The organism is Arthrobacter sp. AOP36-C1-22 (assembly GCF_052377515.1).
GTDB lineage: Bacteria > Actinomycetota > Actinomycetes > Actinomycetales > Micrococcaceae > Arthrobacter_H.
Window position 1 is genome coordinate 87,013 of the sequence record NZ_JBQSWW010000006.1, and the last position, 15,855, is coordinate 102,867.

Sequence of the window (15,855 nt, forward strand, 5' to 3'; positions counted from 1 at the left end):
ATATTCCACCTTGCCAGCGCACCGGAGCAGTGGAAGGGTTGGACCCAGTGACTCCCCTTCGAAAGGAGCATCAATCATGGCCAACCTGAACGGCAGGAAGATCCTCGTCGCGGTCTCGAACCGCGGCGTCGAGCAGGACGAGCTCACGGTTCCGCTGCAGCGGCTGCGCGCCGCCGGAGCAGAGGTCACCGTCGCCGCGCCGAAACCCGGCGAGATCGAAACCCTCGTCAGTGATTGGGAACCCGGAGACCGGGTTCCGGTCGATGCCACCCTCGCGGACGTGGAGGCTGCCGACTACGACCTGCTGCTGTTGCCCGGTGGCACGCTCAATGCCGACGCCCTGCGTCTGGATGACGAGGCCCAACGCCTCGCGAAGTCCTTCGCCGCAGCGTCCCGCCCCGTCGCCTCGATCTGCCACGGTCCGTGGCTGTTGGTGGAGACCGGTCTGACCCGCGGCAAGACGCTCACCTCGTATCTCTCGATCAGAACGGATGTCGAAAACTCCGGCGGCACCTGGAAGGACCAGGAGGTCTTCCGCTGCCCGGCGGAAGGCTGGACCCTGATCACCTCCCGGAACCCCGGGGATCTGGATGCGTTCACCGCAGCGATCGAGAACGAGCTGGCGGCCTGAGTCCGCCGAGGAGCCCGCAGTACCCGTCAATGGAAGGAAGCAGAACCATGGCTACGAAGAACAAGAAGAACGCCACCTACACCGTCCCGGGCCTGAGCCTCAAGGACGGCCACCAGGTCGGCGAGACCCTGCAGATGCGCCTCCACGCGCTGAACGACCTGCAGCTGACCCTCAAACATGCCCACTGGAACGTCGTCGGCCGCGATTTCATCGGCGTCCACGAGATGCTCGACCCGCAGATCGACACCGTTCGCGGCATGATCGACACCCTCGCCGAGCGCATGGCCACCCTCGGGGTCTCCCCCAACGGGCTCCCCGGGGCCCTCGTCGCGGCCCGTCCCTGGAATGACTACGAGATCGGCCGCGCCGGAACCACCGCGCACCTGGCTGCCCTGGACGTCGTCTACACCGGGATCATCGAGAGCCACCGCAAGGCCATCGGGATCGTCGGGGCGTTGGACCCCATCACCGAAGACCTGTTGATCGGTCAGGTCGGCGAACTCGAACTCTTCCAGTGGTTCCTGCGCTCCCACGTGGAGAACAGCGACGGCGATCTGGCCGACGCCGGGGCCCGCACCGAGAAGGGTGCTGCCGCCAAGGCCAAGGGATCCTCGAAGAAGTAGCGTCGGTGCCGGTTTTCACCGGTTGCCTAAGGAACGGCGGCGGGTCGTGGGTTCATCGCCCACGGCCCGTTTCCGTGCCCGGGCCTTCAGGTCCCCCCGAGCTCGAGCTCCACGGTGACCTCCTCGTCGAGGTCGATCCCCTCCGCCTGCCGGACCGCCGTCTTCAGCGGAACCAGATAGCCACCGTCCTTCGGAAATAGAGCCGTGGTGAAGCGGGTGGAACCGATTTTCGCGGCCACCGGGATCATCCCCCACCCATAGGTGACCTGGGAGGCGACGTCATGGATGTAGGCTGCCGCCTCCTCGGGGACCCGCAGATAATAGAAGGGTGCCGGCCCGCGCCAATAGAAGACCACGCCGCCAACCTCCAGCAAGCCGTCGTCGTTCACCGGTGTTTCCCGGGGGATCGCCATCATGCCCCTCCTCCATGCTGGAGTCTACGACCGTCGGCGAGCGCGGCACAGGGCTACCCGTCGTCGCGGTGGGCCCGGCCCCGGCAAACACCCGGCCCTGCCCTAGAGTGGCCGCAGGACGCAGGGGTCCATCCGGGCATCAGCCGACGTGATCACCTGCGTTGACCTGTGATCTTCTGCAAAGGACCCGTGAATGCTTGAGCAACGCCTGTACGTGAACGCCACCTTCCACACGCAGTGGGATGGATATCCCCGGGCGACGGCGTTGCTGGCACGCGGCGAGCACATCATCGCGGTGGGCACCCCGGAGGATCTCCGGGGCCAGGCCACCGGAGCCCTGGAAACGATTGATCTCGGCGGGGCAACGGTGATCCCCGGGCTCACCGATGCCCATATCCACACGGCCAACTACGCCCGTGAGAGCGCCGCGCTCGACCTGCGGGGCACCTCCTCACTGGACGAGGCCCTGGGCAGGATCAGGGTCCACGCCTCGAGGCTGCCGGCGGGGGCCTGGATCTTCGGGGGCCGGTGGGACTTCAATACCTGGGATGTGCCCGTCCAGCCCGATCGGGCGGCACTGGACTCGGCGACCGGTTCACATCCGGCAGCCCTGCCCAGCATCGATGGGCATACGGTCTGGGCGAATTCGGCGGCACTGGCCCTGGTCGGCATCGACGCGTCCACCCCCGATCCGGTCGGTGGTCGGATCATCCGCACCCCGGACGGAGAACCCACGGGGATCCTCCGGGAGGCAGCGCATGCGCCCCTGAGCGAGATCATGCACGGTGACGCGGCCGGGGATCTACAGTCCCAGCTCGCCTCCGCCCAGGAGCGGTTGCTGGCGGCCGGGCTGACCGCCGTCCACGACTTCGACGGCGAGGAATGCCGCACCGCCTACGAGGGACTGCGCGCGCGTGGCGATTTGCGGCTGCGGGTGCATAAATCGATTCCGGCGACCTCTCTGGACCGGGCCATCGACGAGGGCCTGGCCACCGGCTACGGCGATGCCTGGTTGCGGACCGGGCCGGTCAAACTCTTTTCCGACGGTGCCCTGGGATCCCACTCCAGCCACATGGGTTCGCCCTTCCCCGGTGACGACGGGAACACCGGGCTCGAGGTCACCCCCTACCCCGAGCTGCTCGCCCTGGTCCGGCGGGCCGCCGGTGCCGGCATCGCGGTGGCGACCCACGCCATCGGGGACCGGGCCAACCAGCTCGTCCTCGACGCCTACCAGGATCTGGCCCTCCATCCGCTGCATGGTTCCGCGGCCCCGCGGGCCTTGCGCCACCGGATCGAACACACCCAACATCTGCGCCGGGAGGATATCGCCCGGGTGGTCCGCCTGGGCGTCGTCCCGTCCATGCAACCCACGCATTGCCCCACCGACATCACCCTGGCCTCCACCCTGCTGGCCGGCCGCGATCTGGCCTCCTATGCCTGGCGCTCGCTCATCGATGCCGGCGCGTTCCCGGCCTTCGGCTCCGATGCCCCGGTCGAACTCCCCAACCCCCTGCACGGCATCCACGCGGCCGTCACCCGCCAGCGCCCCGATGGCGAACCCACCGGTGGTTGGCAGCCCGGCGAGCGGATCACCATCGCCGAGGCCATTGCCGGTTTCACCATCGGAGCCGCCCATGCTTCCGGCGAGGAGGACCTGAAGGGACGGTTGCGTCCGGGCATGCTGGCCGATTTCACCGCCCTCGGAGCCGACCCCTACACGATCGATCCCGCGGAACTGCGCGATGTGCCGGTCCGGGCGACGGCTGTCGGCGGGGTGCTGCGCTACCGCGACGACGCCTGAGTGGAGCCCCGGACCAGGGCGTATGGTTCAACCATGAGCACCCCCATCTACCCTCCCGCCGACACCCGGGAGGATCTTGCCAGGAATCTCCACGCCGTCCAGGACCGGATCTCCACCGCCGCCCGGCGGGCCGGCCGCTCCCCCGGGGAGGTTCGCCTCCTGCCGGTCAGCAAGACCATCGACGAAGCCCATATCCGGTTGGCCGTCGACGCCGGCTGCCGGTGGTTGGGTGAGAACAAGGTGCAGGAGGCCCACCGCAAATGGGAGGCGATGTCCGATCTGGAGGAGGTCAAATGGTCGGTGATCGGGCACCTGCAGACCAATAAGGCCAAATTCGTCGCCCGGTTCGCCAGCGAGTTCCAGGCCCTGGACAGCCTGCGTCTGGCCGAGGCGCTGGATCGCCGGCTGCAACGCGAGGGCCGCGGTCTGGACGTCTTCGTCCAGGTGAACACCTCCGGCGAAGCCAGCAAATACGGGATGGAGCCCGAGGAGACAGCCGGCTTCATCGCCGAATTGCCGGCATTCAGTACCCTGCGGGTCCGCGGACTCATGACGCTCGCCGCATTCAGCACCGACCAGGAGCGGGTACGCCGCTGTTTCTCCACCTTGCGCACCCTGCGCGATCGGATCCGCCAGGACGCCCCGGATCCGGCGGCCTTTGAAGAACTGTCCATGGGCATGTCCGGGGATTTCGAGTGGGCCATCGACGAAGGCGCAACGGTCGTGCGGGTGGGCCAGGCGATCTTCGGGCCACGGACGCTCCCCGACAGTTATTACTGGCCGGCGGCCGGCACCGACTCCTGACCCCGGGATGCCACCGGTTCCGCGCGGGCTAGTATTTTCGTTCGCTGGCGAATTGCAGCGGGGGAACCTCGGCCCGCCGGAGGATCAGTTCCAGCGCATGGTCATCAAGCCGCCGGTCCTCCTCGGTGACCGGAACCCACTGCGGGATCGGGGAGGCATGGCCGCTTTCGTCGCGGGACACGAAGATGCTCATGCAACGGGTGGTTTCCCGCCAGGCCTCCGAGCGCGGGTCCCGGGCCCTGACGTGTACCGCGATATGCATGCTGTGCGGGCCGGTGTGGATCAGCCGGGCCTCGAGTTCGACGACGTCTCCGATGTGGATGGGGTTCAAAAAATGGATGCCACCCGAGTAGACGGCCACCGAATCGCGTCCGCTCCAGCGCGTGGCACAGGCCCGGGCGACCTCGTCGATCCAGCGCATGACGATCCCGCCGTGGGCGTTGCCACCCCAGTTCACATCGGTGGGTGAGGCGAGGAACCTGAACATCTCCTGCGGGGCCGTTCCGGCCTCCGTGTATTTTTGGGCCCGCATCAGGTCGCGGATGGCTGCCCGGGCCTCCACCCGGTCCTCGACCCAGCGGGCCAGCTGCTCCGCCTCGGGATCGGAGGCCTCCCACGGTTGGACGGGTTTGGGTCGGCTGTCCTCATCCATGGCGACGAAAGCCAGAATGCAGTCCATCGCGGGCCGGAATTCGCGTTCACTGACATCCGCGGCGTCGACGGTGACCACCACCTGCATGCTGGTGCGTCCGGTATGCACGATCCGGGCGGTGACCTCGATCAGATCGCCGTTGCGGATGGGACGGGTGAAGTGCACGTTCCCGACGTAGGCGGTGACGCAATAGCCCCCGGCGTATCCGACCGCACAGGCGTACCCCGCCTGGTCGATCCATTCCAGGATCCGGCCGGCCTGGACCGTCACGCCGTCCTCGGACACATCGGTGGGGGCCGCTAGGAAACGCAGCTTCATCACGTCGTTCATCAGTCGATCGTATCCATGCCCGGCCCCGGTCCGGACATCGGCACTGCTAGCCTTCCGTCATGAAGCGTCCGTTCGTGCAGAGGGCCCGAAGCATGGTGGCCCGCCCCACGGGGAAGGTCTCACGGCCCCGATTCGTCGGCGCCGTCATCCTCGGTGCGTTCCTGGTCTTCGCCGGGACCAGCCATCTGAGTTTCGCCCGCACGGAATTCACGGCTCAGGTGCCGCAGTGGGTCCCCCTCGATGCCGATGTCGTGATCCTGGCCTCCGGAGTAGTGGAAATCGGTTTGGGTGCGGCCCTGGTGTTCTGGCGTCGACGCCGCGTTCTGGTGGGTTGGGCCGTTGCGGCCTTCTTCCTTGCGGTGTTCCCCGGCAACATCGCCCAATACGTCACTGGTACCTCCGCGTTCGGACTCGATAGTGATGGTTCGCGGCTGGTCCGCCTGTTCTTCCAGCCCGTCCTGATGCTCTGGGCCCTCTGGTCCACGGGGGCTTGGAGGGCACTGCGCACGGCCCTCCGGGGTCCCTGATCCCGGGGTCGGCTCCCGCCCTACCAAAGTCCGGCCGCCGAGCCTATGCTCGGGACCATGACGAAGGATCAGGGTTCCTCCACACAACGCCTCGAGGTCAACGAGTGCTGGACGTTGCTTCGCAGCGTGTCGGTGGGCCGTTTGGCGGTCTGGGTGGAGGACCACCCGGATATTTTTCCAGTCAACTACGCCGTCGACCACGGAACCGTCGTTTTTCGCACCGGTGCGGGAACAAAACTTTCCGCAGCGTTGGGGGATCACCCGGTGGCCTTCGAAGTGGACGGCGTTGACCAGTCCACGGGTGTCGCCTGGAGCGTCAATCTCAAGGGTGCCGCCGAACTGCTCAAGTCCACGGAGGAGCTCGTGGAGAGTTTCTCGCTGATGCTCTTCCCATGGGAATCGGGGCATAAGGACGCGTTCGTCCGCATCACCCCCACCTCGACCACCGGCCGCCGGTTCACCATTTCCGAACCCACCGAATGGTGGACCATCAATTCCCGGGCTCCCCGCACCGCCGACGAATAGGCCGCCCTGCAGCCGCGCCGGGATCTCAGCTCTGCGCTGAGTCCGTCGAAGCTGCCTCCCGTTTCCCGCCCGAGCGTCCGACGAAGGCGTCCATGGTGTTGTTCACCCCCAGCAGGTTGGCCACCTTGTCGAAGAGCGGCACCGGCAGGATACGCAGCGGAGACAGGGCATGGACGGCGCGGGGCATGACGAGCTTCTGCTTGCCCGCCTCGATGGCGTCGAGCATCCGGGTCACCACGTAGTCGGGTTTCAGGATCGGCAGGATCAGCGGGAACCTGGTCTTCACGCCCTCGAACATGCCGGTGGAAATGTAGTAGGGGCAGACCACCAGGGAGTTGACCCCGGTGCCGTCCTTGGCCAGTTCGACACGCAACGATTCGGCGAATCCGAAGGCCGCGAACTTGCTGGCCGAATAGTCGGTCTGCTTCGCCACCCCCACCATTCCCGCGGCGCTGGAGACCGTGACGATACTGCCGTGCCGGCGTTCGATCATTCCGCCCAGGAAGGCCCGGGTGACCCAGTACAAGGCCATCACGTTGACCTGGATCGTGGCCTCCAAGGCCTCCTCGGAGGCGTCGAGCAGCCGTTTGCCGCTGACGACGCCGGCATTATTGACCACGACGTCGACCTCGCCGGTCTGCTCCGCCGTGGCCCGGACGGCGGCCCGGTCGGTCACGTCCACCGCGAAGGCCTCGGCGTCGGCCCCCAGCGCCCGCACCTCGTCACGGACTGTCCGTCCGGAGGCTTCCGACAGGTCCCAGATGACGATGCGGGCTCCGCGTCGGGCGGCCCCCAGTGCCAACAGCCGGCCGATGCCGCTGCCTCCACCGGTGATCAGGACGGTCTCATTCTTCAAGGGGTGGCGCATGGTGCTCCGGTTCCGTGGGCGTCAACGATCATCACCCCACATTGAACCATCGTTCGATGGATGACAAGGCTAGGCTTGCTCCATGGGGGGAATCAAGAAGCCCGAGGGCGAACGACGCAAGGACATCATGGACGCCGCCGCAAAGGTGGCACTGGACGGCGGGATCGAGTCGGTGACCTCCCGCAGCGTGGCTGCCGAAGCGGGGCTGTCGATCGGCCTGGTCTACTTCTATTACGAGTCCAAGGAAGGTCTCCTGCACGCGCTGTTGACCCACCTGCTGGAGACCATCCTGGGTGGTCCCCCGCCCGGTTTCGGCGAGGATCTCTCCCCCCGGGCCGCCCTGATTTCGATGGTGGCCCAGCAGATCCATGCCCTGCCCGCCCGGCGCGGTGAAGTCGACCTGATCTTCCAGTTCTATTTCCTGCGTCACCACGACGAATACCGCGCGCCCATCAACGCCGCACTGGACCGCTACGCGGCCACCCTGGAGCCGGTCACCGAGCGGCTGGTCGAAGGCACCGGCATGTCAGGCCCCGCGTTGCGTTCCACCCTGGCCTCACTCATCTACGGAGCGGCCGTGAACGTGGCCCGCCAGCCGGAGGAATTCAGCCCCGAGCTGCTGTTGCAGGTCGTCTCCACCCTGGTCCCCGAACACCGGGGGCACTAGCTGCCCGGCGGCGGGGCCGTACTGGAGCGGATGATCAGTTCCGGGGCCACCCGTTCGGAGGAATGGTCCGGTTCCGGGTGGGTCATCTGCCGGATCAGATGGGCCACCGCCTGCCTCCCGGTCTGCTCGAACGACTGCCTGATCGTGGTCAACGGCGGCTGGCTGTAGGCGGCCAGGGCGATGTCGTCGATTCCCACCACCGACACATCCTCGGGCACCCGCCGGCCGAGCTCATGCAAGGCACGCAGTGTCCCGAAGGCCATTTCGTCGCTGGCGACCAGCACTGCGGTCACCTCGGGCATCCGCCCCAGGAACTGGCCATTGCGGTACCCCGACTCCGGCGTCCAGTCACCGTGGAGTTCGGGCGGCACCTCGCAGCCGGCTTCCTGCAACGTCTCCCTCCAGCCGGCGACCCTTGTCGCCGAATCCGACCATTGATCGGGTCCGGCGATATGCCAGACCGTCCGGTGCCCCAGTTCGAGCAGGTGGCGGGTGGCCAGCCGGGCCGCTTCGGCCTGGTCCACGGCTACGACATCGGCGGCAGAGGTCCGCGAACCGTCCACGGTGACCGTGGGAACCCGGCGGGTGATCCGTTCCAGGGGTTCGTCGACGTCGATCAACGGCACCGCGATGATCAGCCCATCGACCCCCTGGTCCACGAGCCGGGTGACGGCCTGGCCGATGGCGGAGGAAGCCAACGAGTCGGTGGTGGTGTTGTTGACGAGGTAGCCGTGGGCGCGGGCCTCCTTCTCGATGCCCAGGGACAGCGAAGCCCGGGAATAGAAGTCCGTGGCCAGGGTGAGCACCCCCAACGTCTTGCTTTGACCGGTGACCAGGGCCCTGGCGGTGTAGTTGCGCCGATACCCCATCTCCTCGACCACCGTCATGACCCGGTTCCGGGTCGCCGGCTGCACATGCGGGTGCCCGCTGAGCACCCGCGACACGGTCTGCGCCGAGACCCCGGCCGCCTGGGCCACATCGCGCATGGACGGGGCACGCCCCACCGGCATGGTCATGCCTCCACGTCCCCTCGTCATCATCCGGTCTCCTTGGGTTCCAGCCTAGGCCCGGGCAGCTTCATCGGCGGGGAGCGCAACGTTCGCGGCCGCCGCGGCCACCCGCTGGCGGGTCTGACGCAGGACGGTCACCGGTTCGGCGCCCACCACCAGCTCCCCGGCCTTGACGAATCCCTCTTCCCGGTCCTCCAACGCCGAGATCAGCCGCCCCCGGCACCGCCGTTCGTCGTCCAGGACCGCCGGTTCGCCGATGAGGTTGTGGAATTCACCCGGGTCGGCGTCGAGGTCGAAGAGCTGTTCGGCGCCGCTGCCCGAGGCCCAGATGTATTTGAACCGCCCGTCGGTGATCCATTGGATCGACTGGCCGAAATAGGTGTGCTCGCCGTGCAGGTGCGTCCTGGCCGGGACCGGGCCTCCGGCCAGGTGCCCGGCCAGCGAGAGACCATCCACCGTGGCGGGGATCTCGACCCCGGCCAGGTCCAGCAGGGTGGGCATGAGGTCACGCAGTTCCACGACGTCGTCCACGGTGGAACCGTTCGAGGCGGCCGGGCTGCGGGGGTCGTGGATGATCAGCGGCACCCGGGCGGAGCCCTCGTAGGGCACGGCCTTGCGGAACATCTGGTGGTCCCCCATCATCTCGCCGTGGTCGGAGGTGAAGGCAATGACCGTGTTCTCGTCCAGTCCGAAGTCGGCCAGGGATTCGACGATGCGGTTGAGCTGTAGATCGAGCTGGGTCATCAACCCGTAATACCCCATGCGGGCCCGGCGGACGACGGCGGGAGGAAGCTTCGCGACGGCCGCCTGGTAGTCCCCATCCCGGCGGTGCTCCTGCCAATCGGAGATCCAGTCCCCCACAGGCAGTTCGTCCTCGGGCACGCAGGAGTACTGGTCCATCGCCCAGGCCGGTGGATCGTAGGGCGGATGGGGCCGATGGAAGGAGAGGTAGAGGAAGAACGGGCGGGTGGGGTCCCGGCGGTACATCCAGTCGATCGCCTCGGTGGCCAGCCAGTTGGTCGGATGCACCCGTTCGGGTTTGTCCCAAGGGCGGGCGGCCACCGAATTGCAGTTCACCCCGGAATCGAAGTATTCCTCGTCGACGGCGATGCCGGGCTGGCGGCGCAGCCACGGGACGTAGTCGTCGAAGAAGCGGAAGTCCTGCCGATGCTCCCCGCGGGCATGGTGGAGGTACCCGTCGTGCAGTACGACGTCGTCGAAGCCCACCCGGGCGCGTTCGGGGTAGACATGCATCTTTCCGATGGCCTGGGTGTGGTAGCCGGCGCGGGAGAATTCCCCCGCGAGGGTGACCGGGTGGGCCGCGGCAAACGGAACACCTTCCTCGTAGCCGACCCGGCCGTGGCGTTCCTGTGACTGGCCGGTGAACAAGGCGGCGCGCGCTGGAACGCACGTGGGCGTCGCCGAGTAGGCCTTCGTGAAGCGGGTGCCGCGTCGGGCCAGTTCATCCAGGTGCGGGGTCTGGACCTGCGGGTGGCCCGCGATCGACAGGCAGTCCCCCCGCCACTGGTCGGCGCAGATGAGGATGACGTTCGGCCGTTCCGCGGTGCCCGCATTAGAAGGTTTCAATGAAGACCTCCGGGGGACCGAGTTCTGGTTCCTGCACGATCCGGACCTGGTCGCCCAGGCCTTCCAGCTCGAGGACGGTCAGGGTGTTGGCCCCTGGAACCAACAAGGGCGCCGGCAGGTACAGCGTGGTCTGCGGTCCACGGTTCCAGTAGCGCCCGAGCAGGAAACCGTTGACCCAGAGGAATCCCTTCACCGAACCGGGTAGGGACACGAAGGCATCCGCTGTGTCGTCGACCATCAGGGTCGCCTCCGCCAGGCCGGTTTTTCGGTTCTGCACAGTTTCCCCGGGGGTGGTCCGGGCCGTCGCCAACAGTTCGGCAGGCCCCGGTTCAGTCAGGGCCACGTGGCGGTGGTTCCAGCCGCTGACCAGTCGTCGCCCGATGAGGACCCCGCCGGTGATGCCCTTGGACTCCCCCAGCCGGGGGCCGTAGTTGATGCGCCCCTGGTTCTCCACGACGATCTCCAGCTCCACCCGCTCCCCCGCACCGGTGAGTTCGATGACCGCCTGCGGGTCGTTGCGTTGAAGCACCCCGACCAGGGTCCCGTTGACATGGACCTGGGCCCGGTCGCGCAGCCCCAGGATGCTGATGGTCGTCGGGCCCTTCGGCAGGATCGGCCGGGCACTGTAGAGCACCAGTCCGGCATCGGCGTCGAGCTCTTCGAAGGTCAACGGGTGGGCCGAGGCGACCGGGGTTCCCGCCCCGCGCAGCACCGGAAGCAGACCTGCCCTGCCCTCCAGGGGCAGGCTCGTCGCCGGCAGGGTGGCCGGAGCGGCCAACAGTCCGGCGGGGACCGGTTCGGCTCCGGGGCCGAGCAGGACCTCGCGCATGGCATGGAACTTCGCGGTCAGCTCCCCGTTTTCGGCCACGGGGGCGTCCGAGTCGTAGCTGGTGATGGTCGGTTGGTACTGGCCCTCGTCGAAGTTCGCCCCCGAGGTGAGACCGAAGTTGGTTCCGCCATGGGCCATGTACAGGCTCACCGATCCGTCGGCTTCCACGATCTCGCGGATGATCCCGGCCGCGTCGCCGGGTTCGCGCACATGGTGCTTTTCGCCCCAGTGGTCGAACCAGCCGTTCCAGAATTCGGCGCACATGAAGGGATCCCCGGGGCGGCGTCCGCGCATCAACGCGGCGCTTTCGGCCACCCTGCTACCGAAGGTCGCCGTCGCGAACGTCCCCTCGAGGGTGCCGCCGTCGAGCATCAACTCGGTGGGCCCGTCGGCGGTGTAGAGCAGTTCGGTGACCCCGCGGGCCAGCAGTGCCTCGCGCAGCCAGGCCATGTATTCGGCGTCGTCGCCGTAGCTGCCGTATTCGTTTTCGACCTGCACGGCGACGATCGGCCCCCCGGTCCCCGACTGCCGGGACACCAGTTGGGGCATGACCAGGTCCAGCCAGCCGGCGACATCGCGGGTGAAGTCATCGCTGAGGCAGCGCAGGCGTCCCCTCCTGCCGTGGGTCACCCAGACGGGGAAGCCGCCGTTGTCCCATTCGGCGCAGATGTAGGGGCCCGGCCGGACGATGACGTCCAGGCCCAGCTCCCCGGCCAGATCGATGAACCGTCCCACATCCCGCCAGCCGGTGAAATCGACCCGGCCCTTGACCGCCTCGTGGAAGTTCCAGGGGATGTAGGTGTCTACGGTGTTCAGCCCCATCGCCGCCAAGCGGGCCAGCCGGTCCCTCCACTGGTCGGGGTGGACCCGGAAGTAGTGGAGGGACCCGGAGAGGATCCGGTGGGGTTCGCCGAAACGGAGGAACCCCCCGTCGTGGATCGACAGCGCCGCCGGGGTCGGCGACGAGGCCTCCGTGTCCAGCGGCGCGGCGTGGGGGCGCGCTTCCTGCAGCATTCCTACTCACTTTCCATGGGGGTTGCATTCCGGTGGCCGTCCGGAAGGGTGGGTGGCCTCGTTATTTACTGGCGCCGAGCGTCATGCCCTCGATGATCCGGCGGCCCAGCCAGATGTAGAGCAGGATCATCGGCAGCACCAGCACCAGCACCCCGGCAAAGAGTCCGCCGTAGTCGGCTCCGTTGGTCTGTTGCCGGGCGATGAAGTTCAGCAACGCCACCGGAAGGACCTGCTTATCCGTGTCCTGGATCAGCACCAGGGCCAGGAACGTCTCGTTCCAGATGTTGATGGCGTTCAGCGTCAGCAAGGTGATGATGCCGGACCGGGCCAGGGGCATCATGATCTGCCAGAACGTCCGCAGCGAGGAGCTGCCATCCAGGGCCGCCGCCTCTTCGAGATCGTTGGGCAGGCTGCGCATGAACCCGGTCAGCAGGATCACCGTGAAGGGGATGTTGGCCCCCAGCAAGGCCAGGAAGAGCCCCCACAACGAGTTGATCAGATGCAGTTGTTCCAGCATGACGTACAGCGGGATGATGATCACCTGCACCGGCACGCCGATGCCGATGGCGAAGAGGGCGAAGATCGTCCCGGAGACCTTGCGGGTGCTGCGGGCCAGGACGTAGGCGGCCGGAGCGGCCAGCAGCATCAGGGTGATCGACCCGCCGACGGTCATCAGGGCGGTGTTGAACGCGGCAATGCCGAATTCGCCCTCGAATAATGCGGTGGCGAAGTTCTCGAAGGCCGGCGGGATCGGTAGCCCCCACGGTGTTTCGAAGATCGCCCGGTGGGTCCGCAGCGAGGTCAGCAACACCCACAGCAGGGTGCCGACGTTGAAGGCGGCCAGGATCCAGACCAGCACGATGCCGACGCTGCGGACCTTTCCGGTCGCGCCGATCCTGGCGGTGGAGCCTGTCTTGCGCGGCGGTGGCGGCGGGGTGTTCTCGGGATGTTCCTGATGGGCCGGGGTGGCCCGGTCGGAAAGCAGGGTAGCCATGGATTCCTCAGTACTCGATCGGTTCGCGGCGGGTGGCCCGCTGGAGCGCGAAGACGAAGACCATCACGGCCAGCACCGTGACCACTGCGGCTGCGGAGGCGTAGCCGAATTCAAAGGCCGGTGTCCGGCCCCCGAAGGTCTTCCCGTAGATGAACAGGGCGCTGTTCCACACGTTGGTCGGTGGCATATCCGCCGAGGTGCCTCCGAAGGCATAGATGAACTCGAAGATCTTCAGTGAACCGATTGTCCACAACACCGCTGCGGCGGTGACGACATCCCAGGTCAGCGGCAGGGTGACATAGCGGAACCGTTGCCAGGCCGTGGCACCGGCGAGGGCGCATTCCTCATAAAGATAGATGGGGATCTGGTCCACTGCTGCCATGAGGATGGTGACGTAGAGGCCGAGGTTGATCCAGATCAGCCCCACCACGATGATCAGGAACAGATGGTCACCCAGCCAGTTCGGTCCCTCGGGGATCCCCACACCGCGGAATGCGGATTCGAGTAGTCCGTTGGACTGGAAGATGAAGCCCCAGAGGATGGAGAGCACCACCGGGGAAATGATCACCGGGAAGAAGACGACGTTGCGGATGAACTTCCGTCCGCGCATCTCCCGCAGCACCATGGTCAGGCCGAAGGCCACGGCGAAGACGGCGATGCCGCCGACCAGGAGGATGATCAGGGTATTGGCAAACGCCTGGTGGAAGACGCTATCGCCCAACAACCGGCTGTAGTTCTCGAAGCCGACCATGTCCGGCTCGCCCATGCCGTCCCAGCGCATGAACGAAATGACGAAGGAGGCCAGCGCCGGCCCGAGGAACAGGATCCCGTAGGCGAGCAGGGCCGGGATCAGGAACGGCCAGAAGATCCGGCGACGCCGCTTCTCCATGGGTGACTCGGAGCGGCCCGCCCGACGGCGGGCCGCTCCGTGCCGGGCGGGCCGAACGGGATGTTCGGCCGCCCGGGTGGCGAGGGCCATCTAGTTCTGGCCCTTCCAGTAGTTCGCCTGGGCCTTGGAGATCTTCTGGGCGAAGCCCTTGGCGTCGGTTCCCCCCGAAAGGTAGTCGCGGACCGGGGCGGCGAAGACCTCCGGGACGATGCCCGCGTAGTCGACGTTCACCCCGTCCAATGCCAGCACGGGGTCCTCGGCGGCGATGGAGTCACCGATGTTCTTCAGGTCCTCCGGGACCTCCACATCGTCGCGGACCGACATCGCGCTGGAGCTGGTCACGTAATCCTCCTGGTATTGCTTCTCCAGGACGAAACGGATGAAGGCCTTGGCCAGCTCCTTATGCTTTGCCCTACCCGGGACCGAATACCCGGTCAGGCCGATCTGCGCGTTTGCTTCGCCCGAGGTCCCCGCGGGGATCTCCAGTGACGCGAAGTCGAAATCCTTGCCCGCACTCTTGGCGGTTTCCTGCGGGATCCAGGACCCGTTGAGCAGGAACGTCGCCTTCCCGGTGGCCCACCGTTCCTGGATGGCCGGGAACTTCGAACCGAAACTGCCGTCGGCGAATGACTCCGGGGGGACGACGTCACGGATCTTCTCCACGGCAGCCATCACGTCGTCGTCCATCCAGGCCTCACCGGACTTGTCCTCGACCGTGGCCCGGAACTTCTCGGGACCGAGTTCACGCATCAGGATGCTGCTGGCCCAGAGGGTGGTGTAGTACGGCACGTCGCTATCCAGTGCCACCGACCCCTTGCCTTCCTTCGTGATGAGGGCACCGAGATCGTCCAGGGTCTTCGGGGCGTTGCCTTCCAGCTCGGAGTGTTCCTTGGCGTCGTACCAGATGCCGATTCCGAGCACGGAGTAAGGAATCATCCAGACTTCGCCGTCGTCGTTGGTGACCAGGTCCTCGAACCGGTCCACGCCGGCGTCGGCCAGCGAGGAGTCCTCGTTGATGCTCTTTTCGGTCATGACCGAGCTGAGGTCCTCGCCCTGGCCGTCACCGACCAATGGCGCCAAGTTGTCCAGCGCCGATTCGACGACATCGGGGGCGTTCGAGCGCATCGCCGGCGCCAGCTTCTGGGTGACCTGGCGTCCCTGCCATTCCACCTCCACCGTCGCTCCGGTTTCCTCCTCGAAGTCCTCGATCGCTGCCGAAATCGCCTTGGCCTGGGGTTCCTTCTCCTGCCAGTACGACCAATAGGTCATCGTCTTTCCGGAAAAATCGCCGTCGGCGGCGTTGGCGGCACCCGACGACTCGGCATCTCCTCCGCATCCGGTCAGCGCCAAGGCGCCCGTCACGGCAATGGCGGTGAGGGCGCCGGCCCTCGAAGTGTGCATGGAACGCATCGTCTCTCCCGACTTCTCCAATGTGGTGATCCACGGATGTTATGGATCACTTACCTATGTTTACCCATGAAGAGTGTGAGCGCAAGCACATTCCCGAAAAGACCAAAACTGTGCGCCTCGAAATGAGGGCAAACCACAAAAGGGACGAAAACTTCTTTGATTTCATGCGCTTCCACGAACACATAGGGCGCGGGAAGGCCCCTGGGGCCATCATGGCCAATCCACGCACAGGTCCCTGATGACCCGAATTTGAGATCAGAATACGAAATGTTATCTGTATC

Annotated in this window: 16 protein-coding genes; 7 read left to right on the forward strand and 9 right to left on the reverse strand. The window is 66.6% G+C overall.

Annotated features, from left to right (window positions below; genetic code table 11):
• Positions 1-76: 76 nt before the first annotated feature.
• Both ACT3S6_RS05325 and ACT3S6_RS05330 read left to right on the forward strand, forming a co-directional pair.
• Positions 77-631, forward strand: coding sequence for a type 1 glutamine amidotransferase domain-containing protein (locus tag ACT3S6_RS05325; protein ID WP_443383093.1), 555 nt, complete (start codon positions 77-79; stop codon positions 629-631).
• Between the two features lie 47 nt (positions 632-678).
• Positions 679-1,254: a Dps family protein gene (locus ACT3S6_RS05330; RefSeq protein ID WP_443383091.1), complete on the forward strand. Its 576-nt coding sequence runs from the start codon at positions 679-681 to the stop codon at positions 1,252-1,254.
• 86 nt (positions 1,255-1,340) lie between these two features.
• On the opposite strand, the gene ACT3S6_RS05335 is transcribed toward ACT3S6_RS05330, so the two are convergent.
• A complete protein-coding gene (locus tag ACT3S6_RS05335; protein WP_444554100.1) occupies positions 1,341-1,670 on the reverse strand; it encodes a DUF1905 domain-containing protein in 330 nt (109 codons plus the stop codon).
• 190 nt (positions 1,671-1,860) lie between these two features.
• On the opposite strand from ACT3S6_RS05335, the gene ACT3S6_RS05340 reads away from it, so the two are divergent.
• Both ACT3S6_RS05340 and ACT3S6_RS05345 read left to right on the forward strand, forming a co-directional pair.
• Positions 1,861-3,468 carry an amidohydrolase gene (locus tag ACT3S6_RS05340; protein ID WP_444554101.1) on the forward strand — a complete coding sequence of 536 codons (1,608 nt, stop codon included), beginning with the start codon at positions 1,861-1,863 and terminating at the stop codon, positions 3,466-3,468.
• Positions 3,469-3,501: 33 nt separating this feature from the next.
• Complete coding sequence (locus ACT3S6_RS05345) at positions 3,502-4,272, forward strand: YggS family pyridoxal phosphate-dependent enzyme (RefSeq protein ID WP_443383082.1); 771 nt, start codon at positions 3,502-3,504, stop codon at positions 4,270-4,272.
• Between the two features lie 28 nt (positions 4,273-4,300).
• Here the strand turns inward: ACT3S6_RS05345 and ACT3S6_RS05350 are convergent, their stop codons facing one another.
• Positions 4,301-5,254 carry an acyl-CoA thioesterase gene (locus tag ACT3S6_RS05350; protein WP_444554102.1) on the reverse strand — a complete coding sequence of 318 codons (954 nt, stop codon included), beginning with the start codon at positions 5,252-5,254 and terminating at the stop codon, positions 4,301-4,303.
• A 59-nt stretch (positions 5,255-5,313) separates the two neighbouring features.
• Between ACT3S6_RS05350 and ACT3S6_RS05355 the strand changes: the two genes are divergently transcribed.
• Both ACT3S6_RS05355 and ACT3S6_RS05360 read left to right on the forward strand, forming a co-directional pair.
• Positions 5,314-5,781, forward strand: coding sequence for a DoxX family protein (locus tag ACT3S6_RS05355; protein ID WP_443383076.1), 468 nt, complete (start codon positions 5,314-5,316; stop codon positions 5,779-5,781).
• Positions 5,782-5,838: 57 nt separating this feature from the next.
• Positions 5,839-6,306 carry a pyridoxamine 5'-phosphate oxidase family protein gene (locus tag ACT3S6_RS05360; RefSeq protein WP_443383074.1) on the forward strand — a complete coding sequence of 156 codons (468 nt, stop codon included), beginning with the start codon at positions 5,839-5,841 and terminating at the stop codon, positions 6,304-6,306.
• A 25-nt stretch (positions 6,307-6,331) separates the two neighbouring features.
• Here ACT3S6_RS05360 and ACT3S6_RS05365 read toward each other — a convergent pair whose 3' ends face one another.
• A complete protein-coding gene (locus tag ACT3S6_RS05365) occupies positions 6,332-7,174 on the reverse strand; it encodes an SDR family oxidoreductase (protein WP_444554103.1) in 843 nt (280 codons plus the stop codon).
• A gap of 82 nt (positions 7,175-7,256) precedes the next feature.
• Between ACT3S6_RS05365 and ACT3S6_RS05370 the strand changes: the two genes are divergently transcribed.
• Positions 7,257-7,841, forward strand: coding sequence for a TetR/AcrR family transcriptional regulator (locus tag ACT3S6_RS05370; RefSeq protein WP_444554104.1), 585 nt, complete (start codon positions 7,257-7,259; stop codon positions 7,839-7,841).
• Here the strand turns inward: ACT3S6_RS05370 and ACT3S6_RS05375 are convergent.
• From ACT3S6_RS05375 to ACT3S6_RS05400, 6 genes are all read right to left on the reverse strand, one after another.
• On the reverse strand, positions 7,838-8,881 hold the full coding sequence (locus ACT3S6_RS05375) for a LacI family DNA-binding transcriptional regulator (RefSeq protein ID WP_444554105.1): 1,044 nt from the start codon (positions 8,879-8,881) through the stop codon (positions 7,838-7,840). The two genes, ACT3S6_RS05370 and ACT3S6_RS05375, sit on opposite strands and share 4 nt — an antisense overlap.
• 21 nt (positions 8,882-8,902) lie before the next feature.
• Positions 8,903-10,438: an arylsulfatase gene (locus ACT3S6_RS05380; RefSeq protein WP_444554106.1), complete on the reverse strand. Its 1,536-nt coding sequence runs from the start codon at positions 10,436-10,438 to the stop codon at positions 8,903-8,905.
• Positions 10,425-12,281 carry a glycoside hydrolase family 35 protein gene (locus tag ACT3S6_RS05385; protein WP_444554107.1) on the reverse strand — a complete coding sequence of 619 codons (1,857 nt, stop codon included), beginning with the start codon at positions 12,279-12,281 and terminating at the stop codon, positions 10,425-10,427. The genes ACT3S6_RS05380 and ACT3S6_RS05385 overlap by 14 nt, the downstream gene beginning before the upstream one ends.
• Before the next feature lie 61 nt (positions 12,282-12,342).
• Positions 12,343-13,275, reverse strand: coding sequence for a carbohydrate ABC transporter permease (locus ACT3S6_RS05390; protein WP_443383057.1), 933 nt, complete (start codon positions 13,273-13,275; stop codon positions 12,343-12,345).
• Between the two features lie 7 nt (positions 13,276-13,282).
• Positions 13,283-14,254 (reverse strand): carbohydrate ABC transporter permease, encoded by a 972-nt coding sequence (locus ACT3S6_RS05395; RefSeq protein ID WP_443383055.1) that lies wholly within the window; start codon positions 14,252-14,254, stop codon positions 13,283-13,285.
• Positions 14,255-15,565: an ABC transporter substrate-binding protein gene (locus tag ACT3S6_RS05400; protein ID WP_443383052.1), complete on the reverse strand. Its 1,311-nt coding sequence runs from the start codon at positions 15,563-15,565 to the stop codon at positions 14,255-14,257. It abuts the gene before it with no gap.
• Between the last annotated feature and the right edge of the window lie 290 nt (positions 15,566-15,855).